15 protein-coding genes and 1 tRNA gene are annotated in these 17,723 nt (G+C 66.9%); 10 read left to right on the top strand and 6 right to left on the bottom strand.

Annotated elements, in window-relative coordinates:
• Positions 1-3 precede the first annotated feature (3 nt).
• Complete coding sequence (locus tag HU751_RS03355; protein WP_186734319.1) at positions 4-1,293, bottom strand: leucine-rich repeat-containing protein kinase family protein; 1,290 nt, start codon at positions 1,291-1,293, stop codon at positions 4-6.
• A gap of 153 nt (positions 1,294-1,446) precedes the next feature.
• Between HU751_RS03355 and HU751_RS03360 the strand changes: the two genes are divergently transcribed.
• Positions 1,447-3,336 (top strand): propionyl-CoA synthetase, encoded by a 1,890-nt coding sequence (locus HU751_RS03360; RefSeq protein ID WP_186734318.1) that lies wholly within the window; start codon positions 1,447-1,449, stop codon positions 3,334-3,336.
• A gap of 128 nt (positions 3,337-3,464) precedes the next feature.
• Here the strand turns inward: HU751_RS03360 and zapE are convergent, their stop codons facing one another.
• Both zapE and HU751_RS03370 read right to left on the bottom strand, forming a co-directional pair.
• Positions 3,465-4,535, bottom strand: a complete 1,071-nt coding sequence (gene zapE, locus HU751_RS03365; protein WP_186734317.1) for a cell division protein ZapE — start codon at positions 4,533-4,535, stop codon at positions 3,465-3,467.
• Between the two features lie 106 nt (positions 4,536-4,641).
• On the bottom strand, positions 4,642-4,884 hold the full coding sequence (locus tag HU751_RS03370; RefSeq protein WP_050705088.1) for a hypothetical protein: 243 nt from the start codon (positions 4,882-4,884) through the stop codon (positions 4,642-4,644).
• Positions 4,885-5,278: 394 nt separating this feature from the next.
• Between HU751_RS03370 and HU751_RS03375 the strand changes: the two genes are divergently transcribed.
• Positions 5,279-5,353: transfer RNA gene (locus tag HU751_RS03375), tRNA-Gln, on the top strand.
• Positions 5,354-5,408: 55 nt separating this feature from the next.
• On the opposite strand, the gene HU751_RS03380 is transcribed toward HU751_RS03375, so the two are convergent.
• The 3 genes from HU751_RS03380 to HU751_RS03390 are packed head-to-tail and all read right to left on the bottom strand — an operon-like array spanning position 5,409 to position 10,529.
• On the bottom strand, positions 5,409-7,793 hold the full coding sequence (locus tag HU751_RS03380; protein WP_186734316.1) for a hybrid sensor histidine kinase/response regulator: 2,385 nt from the start codon (positions 7,791-7,793) through the stop codon (positions 5,409-5,411).
• A 10-nt stretch (positions 7,794-7,803) separates the two neighbouring features.
• Entirely contained in the window at positions 7,804-8,265 is a 462-nt protein-coding gene (locus HU751_RS03385) for a response regulator (protein ID WP_186734315.1), read from the bottom strand.
• An 11-nt stretch (positions 8,266-8,276) separates the two neighbouring features.
• Positions 8,277-10,529, bottom strand: coding sequence for an ATP-binding protein (locus HU751_RS03390; RefSeq protein ID WP_437181032.1), 2,253 nt, complete (start codon positions 10,527-10,529; stop codon positions 8,277-8,279).
• Positions 10,530-10,816: 287 nt separating this feature from the next.
• Between HU751_RS03390 and HU751_RS03395 the strand changes: the two genes are divergently transcribed.
• The 8 genes from HU751_RS03395 (at position 10,817) to HU751_RS03430 (ending at position 17,711) form a co-directional block, all read left to right on the top strand.
• Entirely contained in the window at positions 10,817-11,344 is a 528-nt protein-coding gene (locus HU751_RS03395; RefSeq protein ID WP_186734313.1) for a Csu type fimbrial protein, read from the top strand.
• 24 nt (positions 11,345-11,368) lie between these two features.
• A complete protein-coding gene (locus HU751_RS03400) occupies positions 11,369-11,902 on the top strand; it encodes a Csu type fimbrial protein (RefSeq protein ID WP_050705101.1) in 534 nt (177 codons plus the stop codon).
• A 17-nt stretch (positions 11,903-11,919) separates the two neighbouring features.
• Positions 11,920-12,453 carry a Csu type fimbrial protein gene (locus HU751_RS03405; RefSeq protein ID WP_186734312.1) on the top strand — a complete coding sequence of 178 codons (534 nt, stop codon included), beginning with the start codon at positions 11,920-11,922 and terminating at the stop codon, positions 12,451-12,453.
• A 3-nt stretch (positions 12,454-12,456) separates the two neighbouring features.
• Positions 12,457-12,960: a Csu type fimbrial protein gene (locus HU751_RS03410; protein WP_186713543.1), complete on the top strand. Its 504-nt coding sequence runs from the start codon at positions 12,457-12,459 to the stop codon at positions 12,958-12,960.
• A gap of 34 nt (positions 12,961-12,994) precedes the next feature.
• Complete coding sequence (locus HU751_RS03415; RefSeq protein WP_186734311.1) at positions 12,995-13,774, top strand: fimbrial biogenesis chaperone; 780 nt, start codon at positions 12,995-12,997, stop codon at positions 13,772-13,774.
• A 68-nt stretch (positions 13,775-13,842) separates the two neighbouring features.
• Positions 13,843-16,176 (top strand): fimbria/pilus outer membrane usher protein, encoded by a 2,334-nt coding sequence (locus HU751_RS03420; RefSeq protein ID WP_186734353.1) that lies wholly within the window; start codon positions 13,843-13,845, stop codon positions 16,174-16,176.
• Positions 16,173-17,141: a Csu type fimbrial protein gene (locus HU751_RS03425; RefSeq protein WP_186734310.1), complete on the top strand. Its 969-nt coding sequence runs from the start codon at positions 16,173-16,175 to the stop codon at positions 17,139-17,141. The genes HU751_RS03420 and HU751_RS03425 overlap by 4 nt, the downstream gene beginning before the upstream one ends.
• A gap of 171 nt (positions 17,142-17,312) precedes the next feature.
• Positions 17,313-17,711, top strand: a complete 399-nt coding sequence (locus HU751_RS03430; protein ID WP_186734309.1) for a hypothetical protein — start codon at positions 17,313-17,315, stop codon at positions 17,709-17,711.
• The last annotated feature ends 12 nt before the right edge of the window (positions 17,712-17,723 follow it).

The raw sequence follows: 17,723 nt of genomic DNA on the forward strand, positions 1-17,723 counted from the left end.
CGCTTAACCGCGTAATTGCGCCGCCAGGCTGGCGAAGGACGGGCGAGCCATCACATCGGCCTGTTGGCAGCTTAGCGCCAATGCCTGCAACGCGTGCTCCTGCTCGGCGCACTGCTGCAGCAGTTCTTCCAGGAGGATGCCGAAGGCGCGCACCTCCAGGCGTTCGAGCGCCTGGGCCTGGACGCCGCCGTCCTGCGGATGGAACGAGGCGGCGCCGAAGTCCCCCAGCAGGCACTGGCCATCGTCGTCGAACAGGATGTTGTGGGCATAGAGGTCGCCATGGCTCAAGCCACGCTCATGCAGGTGGGCGCAGACCGAGGCGATACCGCCGACCAGGCGACGCAGGGCGGGCAAGCTCAGGGGGCGGTTGTCCGGGTAGCGGTCGCGGGTGCAGCTGTCGAGGCTGGGAGGACCGGCCAGGTTCGACCAGTGCGCGTCGATCAGTTGCATCACCAGGGCCGGCAGCTGTTGCGGGTGGTCGTCGATGCGTCCGGCCAGGCGCACCAGTTGCGGGTGGTCACCGGCGGCGATGCAAGCGCTCATTTCCGCCAGCGGCGAGCCATCGCTGGTGATCGCGCCCTTGTACAGCTTGACCGCCACCGGGGCATCCTGGTCGCGCAGGTGGGCACGGTGAATTACCCCGGAGGCGCCGCGGCCGAGTTCCTGCCCAAGGTCGATGTCCTGCCAGTGCAGCACAGGGCAGTGCCCGTCCGCGGCGGGCGCCACCAGGCCCGGCGGCAGTGGGTTGTCGGCATACGCCAGCCAGGCCAGGCGTGGCATGCGCAGCAGCCAGTCGGGCAGGGCCTGCAGGCGGTTGCTGGCGATGCGCAGCAGCTCCAGCCGTTCGCAGCGCGCCAGGCTTTGCGGCAGGCCGCACAGGCGATTGCCGGCGAGCATCAGTTTCTGCAACTGAGCACAGTCGCCCAAGGCTTCGGGCAGTTGCTCCAGCGCGTTGTCGGTGAGCACCAGCGAACGCAGCGAGGGCGGCAGCGCCTGGGCGTCGACACGGGTGATGCGGTTGCCCCTGAAACCTGCGGTCTCGAGCGCCTGGCAACGGCCGATGGCGTGGGGCAGGTGGGTAAACCGGTTATTGGAGCAGAACAGCACCTTGAGCCGGGTCAGGCGGTGCAGGTCTGCGGGCAGGTCGCTCAGCCTGTTGCCGGTGAGGTCGAGCACCTCGAGGCTGTCGGCCAGGTCGAAGATCTCCCGGGGGAAATCAGTCAGCTCCTGGCAGAGGTTCAGGCGGGTGATGCCGCGCAGGCGGCCGGCGCGCAGGTCGTCGAGGGTATGCATGGGACTGTTCTGTGTTCGGGGCCGAGCATTGTAAGCGCTGGGGTGCGGCAAATCTGCATATGGGTTGCGACTTAAGTCCGATGGCGGCGCCGTCACCCCGGTCCATACTCAAGGTTCGCCCTTCAATAACAACAAGTACCGGGTTGCGAACCAATGACCTATCAGCACAGCTACGCCCATTCCATTTCCGATCCCGCCGCCTTCTGGCAGGCCCAGGCCGAGCAACTGGCCTGGCAGCGCAAGCCGACCCAGGCCCTGCAACAGAACGCCGACGGCACCCACCGTTGGTTCGCCGACGGCCGCCTCAACAGCTGCCACCTGGCCCTCGACCACCAGATCGAGCTGGGCCGTGGCGAACAGCTGGCGCTGGTCTACGATTCGCCCGTGACCGGCGTGCAGCAGACCTTCACCTACCACCAACTGCGTGATGAGGTGGCGCGCCTGGCCGGGCTGCTGCGTTCGCTGGGCGTGGGCAAGGGCGACGGGGTGATCATCTATATGCCGATGGTGCCCCAGGCGGCCATGGCCATGCTCGCCTGCGCCCGCATCGGCGCGGTGCATTCGGTGGTGTTCGGCGGCTTTGCCGCCAACGAGCTGGCCCTGCGCATCGATGATGCCCGGCCGGCACTGCTGCTCACGGCCTCGTGCGGGCTGGAGTTCGACCGTGTGATTGAATACAAGCCCCTGGTCGATCGCGCCCTGCAGCTGGCCCGCCATCAGCCGCGGCATGTGCTGGTGCTGCAACGCCCGCAAGCGCGTGCTGAACTGCAGGCCGGGCGCGACCTGGACTGGCAGCAGGCGCTGGTCGGCGCCGAGCCGGTGGCACCGGTGGAGCTGGACGCGGGTGACCCGCTGTACATCATGTACACATCCGGCACCACCGGCAAACCCAAGGGCATCGTGCGCGAGAATGGCGGCAACGCGGTCGCCCTGTGCTATGCCATGCGCCATGTCTACGGCATGCAGGCGGGTGATGTGTGGTGGGGGATTTCCGATGTGGGCTGGGTGGTCGGCCATTCGCTGATCGTCTATGGGCCGCTGATGAGTGGCTGTACCACGGTGTTCTACGAGGGCAAGCCGATCCGCACCCCGGATGCCTCGGCGTATTGGCGGGTGGTGGAGCAGTACAAGGTCAACGGCTTGTTCTGCGCGCCCACCGCCATGCGCGCGATCCGCAAGGAAGACCCGGAAGGCGAGCTGATCCGCCGCCATGACCTCGGCTCGCTGCGCCAGCTGTTCCTGGCTGGGGAGAAGCTCGATTCGAGCACCCATGAATGGCTCGAACGGGTCAGTGGCAAACCGGTGCACGATCACTGGTGGCAGACCGAGACCGGCTGGCCGGTGACCGCGCCCTGCGTCGGCCTTGAAGGCAGCGCGGCGCGGCCGGGGTCGAGCAACCGTGCGGTGCCGGGCTATCACGTGCAGGTACTGGACGACGACGGCAAGCCGCTGGGGCCCAACCAGCAGGGCGCGATCGTCATCGCCCTGCCGTTGCCGCCGGGGTGCAGCCAGACGCTGTGGGGCGACCACGAGCGCTACTTGCAGGCGTACCTGCACAGCTACCCGGGCTATTACCACACCGGTGACGGTGGCTACCTGGACGAGGACGGCTTCGTCTACATCATGGGGCGCACCGATGATGTGATCAACGTCTCCGGGCATCGGTTGTCCACCGGTGAAATGGAGGACCTGGTGGCGCGTCATCCGGCAGTGGCCGAGTGCGCGGTGATCGGCGTGCACGACGAGATCAAAGGCCAGGTGCCGTTGGCGCTGGTGGTGCTCAAGGACGGCCAGGGCATTGGCGAGGCGCAGTTGCAGGGCGAACTGGTGGCCAGCGTGCGCGAACAGATCGGCGCGCTGGCCTGCTTCAACCGCGTGCGCCTGGTCAAGCGCCTGCCCAAGACCCGCTCGGGCAAGATCCTGCGGGCGGTGCTGCGCAAGATCGCCGATGGGCAGGACTACGTGCCGCCCTCGACATTGGATGATCCGGCGGTGCTGGCTGAAATTGAAGGCGTGCTGGCGGACCTGCCCAGGGCGAGTTGAAGCCATCGCGGGGCAAGCCCGCTCCTACAGGGGGAGTGCAATCCTCTGTAGGAGCGGCCTTGTGCCGCGAAAGGGCTGCAAAGCAGCCCCGGCAACTCCAAGCCGGGCACCCTTGAAAAGGCTGGTGCTTAGACCCCCACTTGATGCAACTGCCCCAACCGGCTGCGCGTACGCATGAGGTCGGCCAGCGCCCCACCCAGGCTCTGCTCCAGTGGCCGCTTTGCGATCACCGTCACCTGGCGATCCTGGTCATACAGCACGTCCACCAGGTTGACGAAGCGCTGCTGCGCCGCCAGCGAGCATTCGGCCAGGTCGTCCAGGCCCTCGATGATCCAGTGGTCATAGCGTTCGGCCAGGGCCAGGTAGTCGATCACCGCGGTGGGTTGCTCGCAGAGGTCGTCGAAGGCAAACATTACCAGCCGTTCCTCGCAGGCCAGGGCGCGCAGCGGCCGCTTGTTGATCTCCAGCACGCATGGCGAAGTTGTCGGCAGCGCCATCGCCTGACGCTGCTCCGGGGTGCCCGGCCAGACATAATGCCCCTGGGTAAACCGCTGATGCGCGCGGTTGGCCGGCAGGCTGCGAAAATCCGTGTCCCCGTTCACTTCCAGCACCTGCATGCGGCTGTGGATCAGGCGGATCACCGGCAGGAAGCGCTGGTGGTACAGCGGATTGGGCAGCAGCCCCTCGGGGGCGTAGTTGGAGGTGACCAGCAGGAACACGCCACGGGCGAACAGGGCATCGAACAGCCGGGTGAGCAGCATGGCGTCGCCGATGTCGTGGACGTGGAACTCGTCGAAACACAATACCCGGCAATCCCCCAGCAGCTCGTCGAGGGTCGCCTCCAGGGCATCGTCCAGCGCCCGATGGCGATGCATCCCCTGGTGCAGGCGGGCGAAGAACTCATGGAAGTGCAGGCGACGCTTGGCCACGGTCGGCACGGCCTGGAAGAAGCCATCGAGCAGCCAGCTCTTGCCACGTCCGACCGCGCCGTGCAGGTACAGGCTGCGTGCCTGGCCTGTCGCGAGCGTGGTCAGTTGCGCGGCCATCGCCGCGATCACCCGGCGTTGCCCGTCACTCAGGGTGTAGCCGCGTTCGGCCGCGCGGTCCTGGAAGTAGCCCGCAAGGGCGCTGTCCGCAGGTGGTTCGTGGCGCAGGCGCTGGCCGAGCAGGCGCAAGGGTGCGGGAATCCAGGTGGACAAGTGGCGGGCTCCTCGGGGCGGATCTGGGGCAGGGCGCAGCTTGCGCGACGGCGGGCATTTTGACCAATCGAGAATGTGCCGGGCAATGATCGTGAAATGCGATAGGTCAGGCCTTGTGCTCCAGCTGTCGCTCGATCATGTACTTGATCGCCAGGCGGCGTTCCTTGAGGTGGCGCAGGTCGTCGTCCTGGAAATTGCCCGCCGAGATCGACTCGGCGGCCAGCACCTGGTTGTCGATGTCCATGTACTCGTCGAGCAGGCGGTCGAGCTGCGGGTCGTGTTGGCGTCGCTGCTGGACGATCTCGCGGGGGTAGTGCAGGTCCTGATAGAGGTCGTGGGAAACAGGCATGGCGTCCTCCTTGTGATGCGCCGGCGGGGTCTATCTGATTGGAAGGGAGGAATGCGATTGTGTTGAGGCGAGGCGGGGGAATTGCGACGAATGGTTGTCGAGGGGACTATCGCGGGGCAAGCCCGCTCCCACGCCAGAACACTTTGGCTGTGGGAAATCATTGCGCGAGCATCGTCTGCGTGGGAGCGGGCTTGCCCCGCGATAGGGCCGGCAGAAACCCCACAAAATCGGGCGGGCATAACTAACTTGCTGTTTTTCTGTAATTTTTTTTAAAAAAAGCTTCCCACCTCGAAAAAAGGTTGTTAAAGTGCCGGCCATTCCCGAGCAACAACACACGGAGCTGCAAGGGGGTTGTCAGTGAGGCGGTGAATCAGTCACTCGCCAGATCCGATACAGGGGCGTCGCCAAGCGGTAAGGCAGCAGGTTTTGATCCTGCCATGCGTTGGTTCGAATCCAGCCGCCCCTGCCATTTTCAAGCTATACCATCTCCCTAAATCGCCTTTCGGCGATTTTTTCGTTTCTGCCTACCGGTTTTCCAGTAACTCGGCCAGCGTCTGGGCGAGGGCGTGTTCGTGCACCGGTTTCTGCAGCACCTGGCACCCCGGCAACTCCAGCCCTTGCAACTGTGCGTAGCCGGTGAGGAACACCACGGGCAGCCGTGGGTAGCGCTCGCGAGCCGCCAGGGCCAACTGCGCACCGTTGAACTCGGGCATGGCGAAGTCGGTAAGCAGCAGGTCGATGCGCTCGTCGAGCAGCGCCATGGCCTGCTTGCCGTCGTGTGCCTGTTGCACCTCGTAGCCTTGGCGTTGCAGCAGGTCGCAGATCATTTCGCGCACCAAGTGGTCGTCATCCACCAGCAGAATGCGCCGTTCGCTGCCTTGCCTGGACAGCGGACGCAGTTCGTCCTGTCCCGCCGTCAAGGTGTCGGCGCGGGCCTTGACCGCCGGCAGGTAGACACTGACCAGGGTACCGCGGCCCGGTGTCGTGTCGATGCGTACGCCGCCGCCGGACTGCTTGGCGAAGCCGAACACCTGCGCCAGCCCCAGCCCCGAGCCCTTGCCGATGTCCTTGGTGGTGAAGAATGGCTCGAACGCCTTGGCCAGCACGTCCTCGCTCATGCCGCAACCATTGTCGCGGATGTTCAGCACCACGTAGTCGCCGGGCTCCGGTTCTTCCGGACGTTGCGCACGGGTACTGACCCGGGTGTTGCGTGTGGCCAGGGTCAGTTGGCCACCTTCGGGCATGGCGTCGCGGGCGTTGATCGCCAGGTTGAGGATGATCATCTCGGTCTGGGTCGGGTCGGTCAGGGCCTGCCACAGGCCGGCGTCCAGCTCCAGGCGCACGGTGATGCTGCCGCCCAGGGTGCGGCGCAGCAGCTCCTCCAATCCTGCGAGGGTCTGATTGAGGTTCAGCGGCACCGGTTCCAGGCGCTGCTTGCGGGAGAACGCCAGTAGCTGGGCGGTCAGCTTGGCTCCGCGCTCGCCGGCCTCGCGGATGTGCTGCAGACGCTTGCTGGCCTTGTCCAGCTGGCCCTTGTCCAGGTCGCTCTGCAGGAAACTGGCGCCGGTGAGGATCACCGTCAGCAGGTTGTTGAAGTCGTGCGCCACCCCGGCGGTGAGCTGGCCGACTGCTTCCAGGCGCTGCATCTGCTGCAGCGCGGCCTCGATGCGTTCACGCTCGCTGATCTGCTCGCGCAGGCGCTCGTTGGCCTCGGCCAGGTCCAGCACCGCCTCGCGTTCGCTGGAGATGTCGCGGGCGACCACGTGCAGCAGGTTATCGTCCGCCACCACCACCCACGACAGCCAGCGCTGTTGGCCTTCGGCATGCAGGATGCGGCCGACGAAGCGAGCGCTGGTGCGTCCCTGGGACAGCGTGGCCAGCTCGGTGAGGAAGCTTTCCTGGTCGTTCTCTGGCAGCAGCTGCAGCAGCGAGATCTGCGCCAGGCGTTCGCGAGGGAAGCCCAGCGCCGTCTCCCAGGCCGGATTCAGCGCCACGGGGGTCAGGTCCTTGTTGAGTACTGCCAGCAGGTCCTGGGACAGTTCCCAGGCACGGTCGCGTTCGCGGGTGCGGCGCTCGACCCGTTCGCCGAGCATCTCGTTGAGCTGCTCCAGCGCCTGGGTGGCCTGGCGTTGCGGGTGGATGTCCTGCAGCACGCCGGAAAAACGCACGCACAGGCCGTCGACGAATTGGGTCTGGCCGGTGGACAGCAGCCAGCGCGGCTCCAGCGCGCCGGCCGGGGCGATGCGGAACTCGGCGCGGTAATGGCCGTCGCTGTCCGGGCGCATGGCCTGCTCCACGTTGTCGCGCACGCGCGGCAGGTCTTCGGGATGGATGCCGGCGTAAAACACCTCGAGGCTCATCCGCGTGTCGCTGGGCAGCCCGAACAGCATCTTGCAGCGATCATCCCAGACCATCTGCCCATCCTGCGGACGGTAATCCCAGGTGCCCATGCCGGCGGCGTCGATGGCGATGCGCGCACGCGCCTCGGCCTCGGCCAGGGCCTCCTCGGCGCGGCGCCGGCGCTGGCGCTCCTGCACCTCGGTCAGTGCCCGGCGCACCGCCTTGGGCAGCAGCGGCAGGTTCTTCTTCAGCACGTAGTCGGTGGCGCCGAGACGGATCATCTCCACCGCGTGCTCTTCACCGTAGATGCCCGAGAGGAAGATGAACGGAACGTGCGGGGCCAGGCGCTGCGCGGTGGCCAGCACGTCGGCGCCGGAGGAGCCCGGCAGCACACAGTCGCACAGGATCAGGTCGTAGGAGGCTTCGCGCAGGGCATGCTCGGCGCCGACATGGTCGAACACCAGCCGCGACTGCACCTGCAGCCCGCTGCGCTCCAGGCGCACCAGGATCAGCTCGGCATCCATGGCGCTGTCTTCGACCATCAACAGCTTCAAGGGGGTGTGCTGCATCGTGCTCGCCTCAATTGCTGCCGCGTCGGTTCAGGCGCAACGAACCGGGTGGCGGTTCGTTGAGCACCGCCCAGAACATGCCGAGGTCGGAGATGGCGGTGACGAACTCCTTGAACTCCACCGGCTTGACCACGTAGGCGTTGACCCCCAGCTCATAGGCCCGGCGCAGGTCGGGGCCTTCCCGCGAGGAGGTCAGCATGACGATGGGGATGCTGCGCAGCTCGGCGGTGTCGCGCACCACCTTGAGCACTTCCAGGCCATCGACCTTGGGCAGCTTGAGGTCCAGCAGCATCACCGCCGGGTTGCCGTCATCGCGTCCGGCATAGGCGTTGCGTCGCAGCAGGTAGTCCAGCGCGTCGGCGCCGTCGCGCACGACGATGACCTCGTTGGCCAGCTGGCTGCGCTCCAGGGCGAGCAGCGTCAGTTCGAGGTCCCTTGGATTGTCTTCGACCAGCAGGATGGGCTTGAGCATGGTGTCCGGCCTCAGGCAGACGTGGGGTGGAGGGGAAGGGTGAAGTGGAAGCTGGCGCCCTGGTCGATGCGGCCCTCGGCCCAGACCCGGCCATCGTGGCGCTCGATGATCCGCCGCACGCTGGCCAGGCCGATGCCGGTGCCCTCGAACTCGTCCATGCGGTGCAGGCGCTGGAACACGCCGAACAGCTTGTCGACGTAGGCCATGTCGAAACCCACGCCGTTGTCGCGCACCAGGAACTCGATCTCGTGCCGGTGACGCACGGCGGCGATTTCGATGCGCGCCGGGTCGCGGCCACGGGTGTACTTGATGGCGTTGGCGATCAGGTTGTGCAGGACCATGTTGATGAAGGCCGGGTCGGCGATGACCTTGGGCAGCTCGGCGACTTCCCAGGTGACGGCGCGGCCTGCGTAGTCCGGGGCCAACTCCGTGCGGATGGCATCGATCAGGGTGTTGAGGTCGACGTCGGTCAGGCGTAGCGCCGAGCGGCCCATCTGCGAGAAGTTCAGCAGGTTGTCCACCAGGGTGCCGGCAAACTGCGCGGCGTCCTCGATATGACCGAGGAAGCGCTTGCCGCGTTCGGACAGCTGCGCGCCCTCGATCTCGCCGAGCAGTTCGCTGTAACCGGCGATGTGCCGCAACGGCGCGCGCAGGTCGTGGGACACGCTGTAGGAGAACGCTTCGAGTTCCTTGTTCGAGCGCCTCAGCTCGCCGGCCAGCTGCGCCATTTCCTCGGCCTTGCGCAGGACGATGCCGAGCACCGCGCCGCGCAGCTCCTGCACGCCTTCGATGATCAGCGGGTCCCAGGGCGCGCTGAAGCCGCGCACTTCCTCCTGCCAGCGCTCGAAGCTGTGCCGTGGGTTGAGGTTGCCCTGGGGTGCCACGGTCTTTTCCGGGCGGCCGGCCCAATTCACCATGTGGGCCTGCTCGGGGCGGAACCACAGCAGGTAATGCGAATGGATCTGCGAGATCGCCACCGCCAGCACGCCGGCGGCATGCCGGGCCAGCTCCGGTAGCTCGTCGACGTCGCGCCGCACGTTGTCGGTATGGAACACCGCGTCGCCGCCACGCTGCGCCAGCCAGTGCGCCAGGGCGTTGACCTGCGCCGCCGGCGGCGTGGCGCCGATCAGGTCGCAGCGCTCGGCGCTGATGATCGCCGCGCCCGTGGCCCCGGCGAACTGCAGCATCACCTCGGGCAGGGCCAGCAGGCCGTCGCTGACGCTGTCGTGGTCGGCCATCGCGGCGAGCATGCGCACGATGCGCTGGCGCAGGTCGAGCAGCTGGCGGGTGCTGTCGTGCGACTCGATGGCCTCGATCTGCAGCGACAGCACGTTGGCCAGCAGCTCGCAGGCGGTGCGGGTCTTGAAGTCCACCGGGCGCGGCTGCTCGTGGTGGCAGGAGACCAGCCCCCAGAGCCGGTCGTTGACCACGATGGACAGCGACATCGAGGCCAGGGTGCCCATGTTGCGCATGTACTGCAGGTGCACCGGCGAGACGCTGCGCAGCGCGGCGAAGCTCATGTCCAGGGCCTTGCCGGTGCGCGGGTTGGCGGCCGGCACCAGCGGCGAGGGCTGGTAGTTGGCGTCCTCGATCACCCGGATACGGTTGATCCGGTACAGCTCGCGGGCCTGGCGCGGGATGTCCGAGGCCGGGAAGCACAGGCCCAGGTAGCTGGGGTAGCCGGGGTCGGCGTCCTCGGCCAGGACCGTGCCGGTGCCCTCGCTGTCGAAGCGGTAGGCCTTGACCCGGCCGAAGCCGGTGATGCGCTTGATCTGCCGCACCGACTGCTGCAACAGCTCGTCGATCCGGGTGACCTGGTGCAGGGTGCTGACGAAGGCACGGACCAGGGGATAGTAGTCGTCCTTGCCGGCGTTGCCCGGCGAATCGCGGTGGGGCTCGAACTCGAGGATCAGCACCTGGTCGTGACGGTGGGCCAGCACCCGCAACGCGGCCGGCCAGGGGGCGCCTTGGTGCAGGCGAGCATCGCCGATATGAAACGGGAAGATTTCATCGCCAGGCAGATTCGCCAACTGTTGGCGCAGGTCGAAACCTTCGCCGACCAGTTCGGCGAAGGCCTGGCCGATCAGGGCGCGGGCCGGCACGCCCAGCCAGCGCTCGGCGTTCTCGCTGGCCTGCAGCACGCGCAGGTCGGTCTCGTCCAGCACCAGCAGGAAACCCTGGGGCTGAATGCTGCCCGGAACCTGGATCGGCTCCTGGGCACAGCGCTCGATTGCCTGGTCGAGCGAGGTCGGGTCGGTCGTCACGGGACTCTCCTGTAGGGTCCGTCCACGCATGGGTCATGCGTTTGCACAGGATGTTGCTGCTGAACGGTATCAGAATGGCGGCCGCTTTGCCGGGGTCTGGTTATTTGAAAGGTGATGGGCGCCAGGGTTTCGTGGTCGGGGCGGGAAATTTTCGGGGGCGCCTGTGCACTGGCCTGGCTCCCGACTCCGTCCTTTTCATTAATGCCAAAGAGGGGTAGGCCTTCCCCGGCTCTGATCCAATCGCGCTGCTACGCTCAAGCTCAACCCATACGCACAAGGATCGACTGGTGACGGAGCGCTTAGTGGCCATGCTGTTGGGCCTGTGGTTGAGTGGCAACGCCATGGCAGCGGATTTTCTCGTTGAAGTGCAGGTGCGCGTGCAGCGCGGCTGCATGCTGGTCACCCAGCAGCGCGAGGCCGGCCCGCAGGCGCTGGGACGCATCGACCTGGGCAGCGTGGCGCGCCTGGACGGCCCGGGCGCGCCGGCCAGTGGCGTGCTGCTCGCCCAGCGCCCGCCGCGCCTGGAGTGCAACCCGGACACCCCGTACCAGGTGCGTGTCGATGGCGGCCAGCACGGTGGCGTCGGCGAAGTGCGCTACCTCGCCAGCCCCGATGCCCAGGCCCGACCGATTCCCTACCGCCTGTTCCGTGACGCCGCCTGGCGCCAGCCGCTGGCGGTGGACGTGGCGCAATCGGCGCGGGTGCCGGACAGCGGCTCGGTGGAGCTGCCCCTCTACGCACGGATCGACACGCTGGCCTGGGCGCCCCGCGCCGGGTTGTATGCCGACCTGCTCAAAGTCACGGTCACCTGGTAGGGAGGCTGCATGCTCATGGACGCGTTGCACCGTGGTTCGATCCTGCTGCTGACCCTCGGCCCGCTGCTGCTGCCCAGCGGCGCGGCCCACGGCACCACCACCGGCTTCATCCAGGCGCGGCTGGTGATCAGTGCCGCCTGCCAGATCAGCAGTGACCCGCAACCGGCCACCCTGGGCAACCCGGGCCTGATGGACTTCGGTGCTCGCGGGCCGACCTGGGACCAGCCGCTGACCAGCCGGGTCGACGAAGCCGGCGGCGAAGGCAGCCTGCAGATCAGCTGCTCGCCGCAGGTGCGCGCCTTCAGCGTGCGCATCAACGGCGGGCAGAACGGCAACGACGGCGTGCGCCGCCTGAGCAACGGCCGCGAACTCATTCCCTATCAACTGGCCATCGACCCGGGCGGCAACAGCCGCTACGGCATCGGCCAGGCCCGTACCTTCACCATCAGCGGCACCCAGCAGGTGCCCGTGCCCATCTATGGCGTGGTGGTCGCGCAACCGCGCGCGCTGCCCGCCGGGCTGTATCGCGACACCCTCAGGGTGACCCTGGACTGGTAACACGCAAGGAGATTCCGATGCCCAAGCACCTCACCCGCTGCATCTTCGCCGGCCTTGGCCTGACCCTGGCCGCCCAGGCCCAGGCCGCCACCGTGACCGGCACCATCAGCTCGACCCTGACGCTGACCGCCGCCTGCCAGGTCAACGGCAGCGGCGGCACCTCGGGGCTGAACTTCGGCAGCCTCAACTTCGGCACCCAGGATTCGCTGTTCACCACTGCCAATGGCCAGGTGCTCGGCGGCGGTGGCGGGGCCATGAGCATTCTCTGCTCGGCAGGCACGGTGCCGACGATCAAGGTGCGAGCCGGTACCCATGACTCGCAGTCCGCCGGCGGGACCCGGGCCCTGGCCGATGGCGCGGGCAATTTCGTGCCCTACGACTTCTACACCGACGCCGGGCACACTCAGCTGCTGGCGATCGACGGCACCATCACCCTGCCGACCAGCACCGGCGTGGCGCAGACCGTCAACCTGTACGGTCAGGCCCGCGGCAAGGCCGGTCTGCCGGCCGGGGTGTACACCGACACGGTGGCGGTCGAGCTGAGTTTCTGAGCCATGCCGGGCACGGCGCGGCTGCTGGCCGTCGGGCTGTGCCTGGCGCTGACCCAGGGTGCCCACGCGGTCACCACCAGCACCTTCCAGGTGACGGCGCAGATCGTCGCCGGCTGCCTGGTGGTCGGCGGCGTGACGGCCTATGGCGTGCTCGACTACGGCACCAGTTCGGCACTGTCCACCGCTACCCTGAGCACTTCGCTCGGCGGCAGCACGGTGACCTTCCAGTGCACCCCCGGCGTGGCCCTGAGCATGAGCCTGGACGGCGGCCAGAACAGCGCCAGCGGCACGCGCAACCTCAAGCGTTCGGGGGGCACGCAACTGCTGGCCTACCAGCTGTACCGCGACGCCGCGTTCAGCCAGAGCCTGGGCATCGGCAGCAGCGTGGCGGTGAGCTACAGCGACCCGACGGCGATCAAGCTGCCGGTCTATGGCCGTACCACCCTGACCGGCACCCTGCCGGCCGGGACCTATACCGATGTCGTGCAAGTGACGGTGACCTGGTGACAGGCCACTGCGGATAACCGAGAAGGAGAGGGGCATGGGGGCAGGCGCGAAACGGGCGCGTGGGATCATCGGGCTGCTGCTGTTGGCCAGCTGCGCATCGGCCTTCGCGGCCACTTCGGTGCTGATCTGGCCGATCGACCCGGTGCTGGAGGCCGACCAGAAGGCCGGCGCGCTGTGGCTGGAAAACCGCGGCTCGGCGCCGACCAGCCTGCAGGTGCGGGTGTTCGCCTGGCGCCAGGGCGAGTACCAGGAGCAGTTCCAGGCCCAGCGCGAGATCATCGGCAGCCCGCCGGTGGCCACTATCGCGCCGGGGCAGAAGCAGCTGATTCGCCTGACCCGTACCGGCAGCTCGCCGGCAGGCCAGGAGCAGGCCTACCGCATCATCATTGACGAGATCCCTTCGCCGCTGCCGACCGATGCCGCCAGCGAAGGGCCGAAGGCGGCGATCCGTCTGCAGATGCGCTACTCGGTGCCGCTGTTCGTCTACGGCGAAGGGTTGTGGGGCAAGCCCGACCCTGAGGGCAGGCGCAGTGCAGAGGGCGTGGGCAAGCCGCAGTTGAGCTGGCGCGCGGTGACGGTGCAGGGCAAGCCCTATGTCGAGCTACGCAACACGGGGCCGGTGCATGCGCGGCTGACCGACGTGGTGCTGCAGCAGGCCGGCCAGGACCGGCCGCTGGTCGAGGGGCTGCTTGGCTACGTGCTGCCCGGCGCCAGCATGCGCTGGCCGGCACCGGCCGCGCCGGGCGCCGCCAGCGTGCTCAAGGGGCGGGTCAACGGCCAGGAGGTGGCACAGGCCATCAAACAGGGGCTGTGACCTGCGCTTGAACGGATCACAGGGGCCAGGGAGGACCCGGTAATGGTTGGAAGTCGTGTGTGAGCTGGGTGCGGGTGGCAACGCACCGGTTGTGCCTGGGCCTGGCGGTGCTGGGGCCCGGCCTGGGCGTGGCCGACGAGCTGCCGCCGCCGCCCTCGGAACAGGCCGCCATCGCCGACGCCACGCTGTACCTCGACCTGCAGGTGAACCAGGTGGCCAAGGCTGAGCTGGTGCCGGTGCAGCAGCGCGCCGGGCGCCTGTACCTGGCCAGCGAGGTGTTGCGCGAGGCGGGCATCAGGCTGCCGGGCGAACCCCAGGGCGAAGTGGCCCTGGACGAGATCCCCGGCCTGCACAGCGACTACGACAGCCAGAACCAGCGCCTGCTGCTGCAGGTGCCGCCGGCCTGGCTGCCCGACCAGCAGGTCGGCGAGCGCAACCTGTACCCGGCCAGCGACGCCCGCAGCAGCTTCGGCGCCTTGCTCAACTACGACGCCTACCTCAATGACACCGATGAGGGCGGCAGCTACCTGGCCGCCTGGAACGAGCTGCGCCTGTTCGACGACTGGGGCACTTTTTCCACCACCGGGCAGTGGCGTCAGTCGTTCAATGGTGCCCAGGCCCAGGGCCGCCAGGGTTTCCTGCGTTACGACACCACCTTCCGCTACACCGACGAGCAGCGCCTGCTCACTTATGAGGCGGGCGACCTGGTGACCGGCGCGCTGCCCTGGACCACCTCGGTGCGGGTGGGCGGCCTGCAACTGTCCCGCGACTTCGGCGCCCGACCCGACCTGGTCACCTATCCGCTGCCGGCCTTTGCCGGCGAAGCCGCCGTGCCGACCTCGCTGGACCTGTTCATCAACGGCTACAAGAGCAGCAGCACCGAACTGCAGCCGGGCCCCTACACCCTGACCAACGTGCCGTTCATCAACGGCGCTGGCGAGGCGGTGGTGGTGACCACCGACGCCCTCGGTCGACAGGTGTCGACCACCTTGCCGTTCTATGTCACCAGCAGCCTGCTGGCCAAGGGGCTGTCGGACTTCTCGGTGGCTGCCGGCAGCCTGCGCCGCGACTACGCCGTACGTGATTTCGCCTATGGCCCGGGCGTGGCCTCGGCGACCTTGCGCCACGGGGTGTCCGACTACTTCACCCTGGAAACCCATGCCGAGAGCGCCGAGTCGATGATGCTCGGCGGCCTGGGCGGCAATCTGCGCCTGGGTACCTTCGGCGTGCTCAACGCGGCGCTGACCCAGAGCCGTTTTGAAGGCGATACGGGCCAGCAGGTGGCGCTGGGCTACCAGTACAACAGCCGGCGCATCGGCTTTAACTACCAGCGCGTGCAGCGCCACGGCGACTACGCCGACCTGTCGCTGGTCGACAGCCCCTTTACCCGCCTGAGCCAGCGCAGCGAGCAGGCCACCCTGAGCCTCAACCTGGACCGCTATGGCAGCCTCGGCGCCGGCTACTTCGATGTGCGCGCCGGTGACGGCACGCGCACGCGGCTGATCAACCTGAGCTGGAGCAAGCCGCTGTGGCGCAACAGCAGCCTGTACCTGTCGGCCAGCCGCGAGGTCGGTGACAGCCAGTGGGCGGTGCAGGCGCAGCTGGTCATTCCCTTCGACCTGCGCGGCACCCTGGCCTTCAGCGCCGAGCGCAGCAAGGATGGCCAGGACCTGCAACGGGTCAACTACAGCCAGGCGGTGCCGGTGGGCGGCGGGGTGGGCTACAACCTGGGCTACGCCACCGGCGGCAACCGCGACGACTACCGCCAGGCCGACTTGACCTGGCGCCTGCAGTCGGTGCAGCTGCAGGTGGGCGCATACGGCAGCAGCGGCGAGATGACCCGTTGGGCCGACGCCAGTGGCTCGCTGGTATTGATGGACGCAGGCTTGTTTGCTGCCAACCGCATCGACGACGCCTTCGTGGTGGTCAGCACCAGCGGCTACGCCGACGTGCCGGTGCGCTACGAGAACCAGCAGATCGGCCGCACCGACCGCAACGGCCACCTGTTGGTGCCGTATAGCAGCGGCTACTACCGCGGCAAGTACGAGATCGACCCGATGGACCTGCCCGCCGATGTGCTGGCGCCGCAGGTGGAGCAGCGCGTGGCGGTGCGCCGTGGCAGTGGCTACCTGCTGGAGTTCCCGCTCAAGCGTGTGCTGGCGGCGAGCCTGGTGCTGGTCGATGCCGACCAGCAGGAGCTCAAGCTGGGCAGCCGGGTACGCCATCAGGAAAGTGGTGGCGAGGCGGTGGTGGGGTGGGATGGGCTGGTCTACCTGGAGAACCTGGCGCCGCACAATCGCCTGCAGGTGGACAAGGCCGATGGCGGCCAGTGCCAGGTGGCGTTCGACCTGCCTGAAGGGCAGGGGCCGATCCCGCTGATCGGCCCGCTGGTGTGCCGATGAACCGGCTGATCCTTGGGTGCCTGGCAGGGCTGCTGGCGCTGCCGGGGATGGCCTGGGCGTTGTGCTCTTCGGTGGCCACCGCGCCGGCGGCCTTCGGCTCGGTCAATTCGACGCTGGTGCGCACCACGGTACAGAGTGCCTCGACCACCAATGCCGGCCTGCAGTGCACCGGCTCGCTGTTGTCACTGTTGACCAGCAATGACCATTTCTATGCCACCTTCACGTCGTCCAGCAGTGGGTTGGTGGGGCCGACCGGCGATGTGATTCCCTATACGATCTACGCCGACAACACCACCAGCTACCCGATCAGCCGTGGCGTGCAGTTCGACTTTGCCCGCAACGGCATCATCGATGCCCTCGGCCTGCTCAACGGCAGCACGCCCAAGACCGTGCCGCTGTACCTGAAGACCGTGGTCGGCGCCAATGTCACCGCCGGCCTGTACCAGGAAACCCTGAACATCGCCTGGAGCTGGAACTACTGCTCGGGTATCGGTATCGGTGCCATCTGCCTGGGGCGCGACATCGGCAGCGGCAACCAGACCCTGCTGGTCAGCCTTACGGTGACCAACGATTGCCAGATCACCACGCCCAACATCAGCTTCGCCAGCGCGCCGGTGGTGGCCGGATTCGGCACGGTGAACCAGAGCGTGAGCGTGTCGTGCACCAAGGGCAGCAACTACACGGTGGGGCTGGATGACGGGCAGAATGTCTCGGGCGGGCGGCGGCGGATGAAGTCCAGCGCCAACAACTACCTGGCCTACGACATCTTCAAGAGCGCCGGCGTGGTGCGCTGGGGCTCGGTGGGTGCGGCGCGGCGCTCAAGCAGCGATGCCGAGGTGAACCCCGGGGCGGGGACCGGGACCGGGAGCCAGGTGTTCAACTACAACGCCAAGGTCTACACCGACCAGGCCACGCCGCCGGCGGCGACCTATACCGACAGTGTGATTCTGGATGTGCAGTTTTGAGTGGGCAGGCCTGTGTGGGGCTGGGACTATGCAAAACCCCAGTTTCCAAGGCGTGGGGAATGCGTGCTTTGGGATGCCGTATCGTACCTGGTAATTTTGTCAGTATTCGGCTGTTGCCCAAGCTGCTTAGACTAAGTAGGTAAATCACTTATGTCTACTGGAGGCAGCACTATGAAAAAGCATGGCGCATTTCTGGCCGGGGCAAGGAAGGATAAAGGAACGTTCGAGTTGAATTTCGTGAAGGACGGCAAGCCAATTCATATCGAGTTCAAGGAAACTGCCTTGGAAACCAGCATGATCGCCGGAACTAACAGTTTCGATAGTTTCATCGTTATTGGCAGGTTAGGGGAAATGCCGATTGAAACGGGCAAGTGGTGGATCGGCGCCGAACAAAAATACTTCTCAGACTTGTGGCTGTCAGACCACGATATTGAGTTTGTAGAGGCGCACGAGGGCTACATCGAGTTCACCACGGTCTCCAAGGAGGCAATCAAGGGTGAATACAATTTGAGTTACCATTTGGGTAGCGAATTATTCCATGCAAGCGGAGAGTTTGATGTTCGTGTTTGAAGGTATGTTGTG

The organism is Pseudomonas peradeniyensis, assembly GCF_014268935.2.
In the GTDB taxonomy this organism is placed as follows: Bacteria; Pseudomonadota; Gammaproteobacteria; order Pseudomonadales; family Pseudomonadaceae; genus Aquipseudomonas; species Aquipseudomonas peradeniyensis.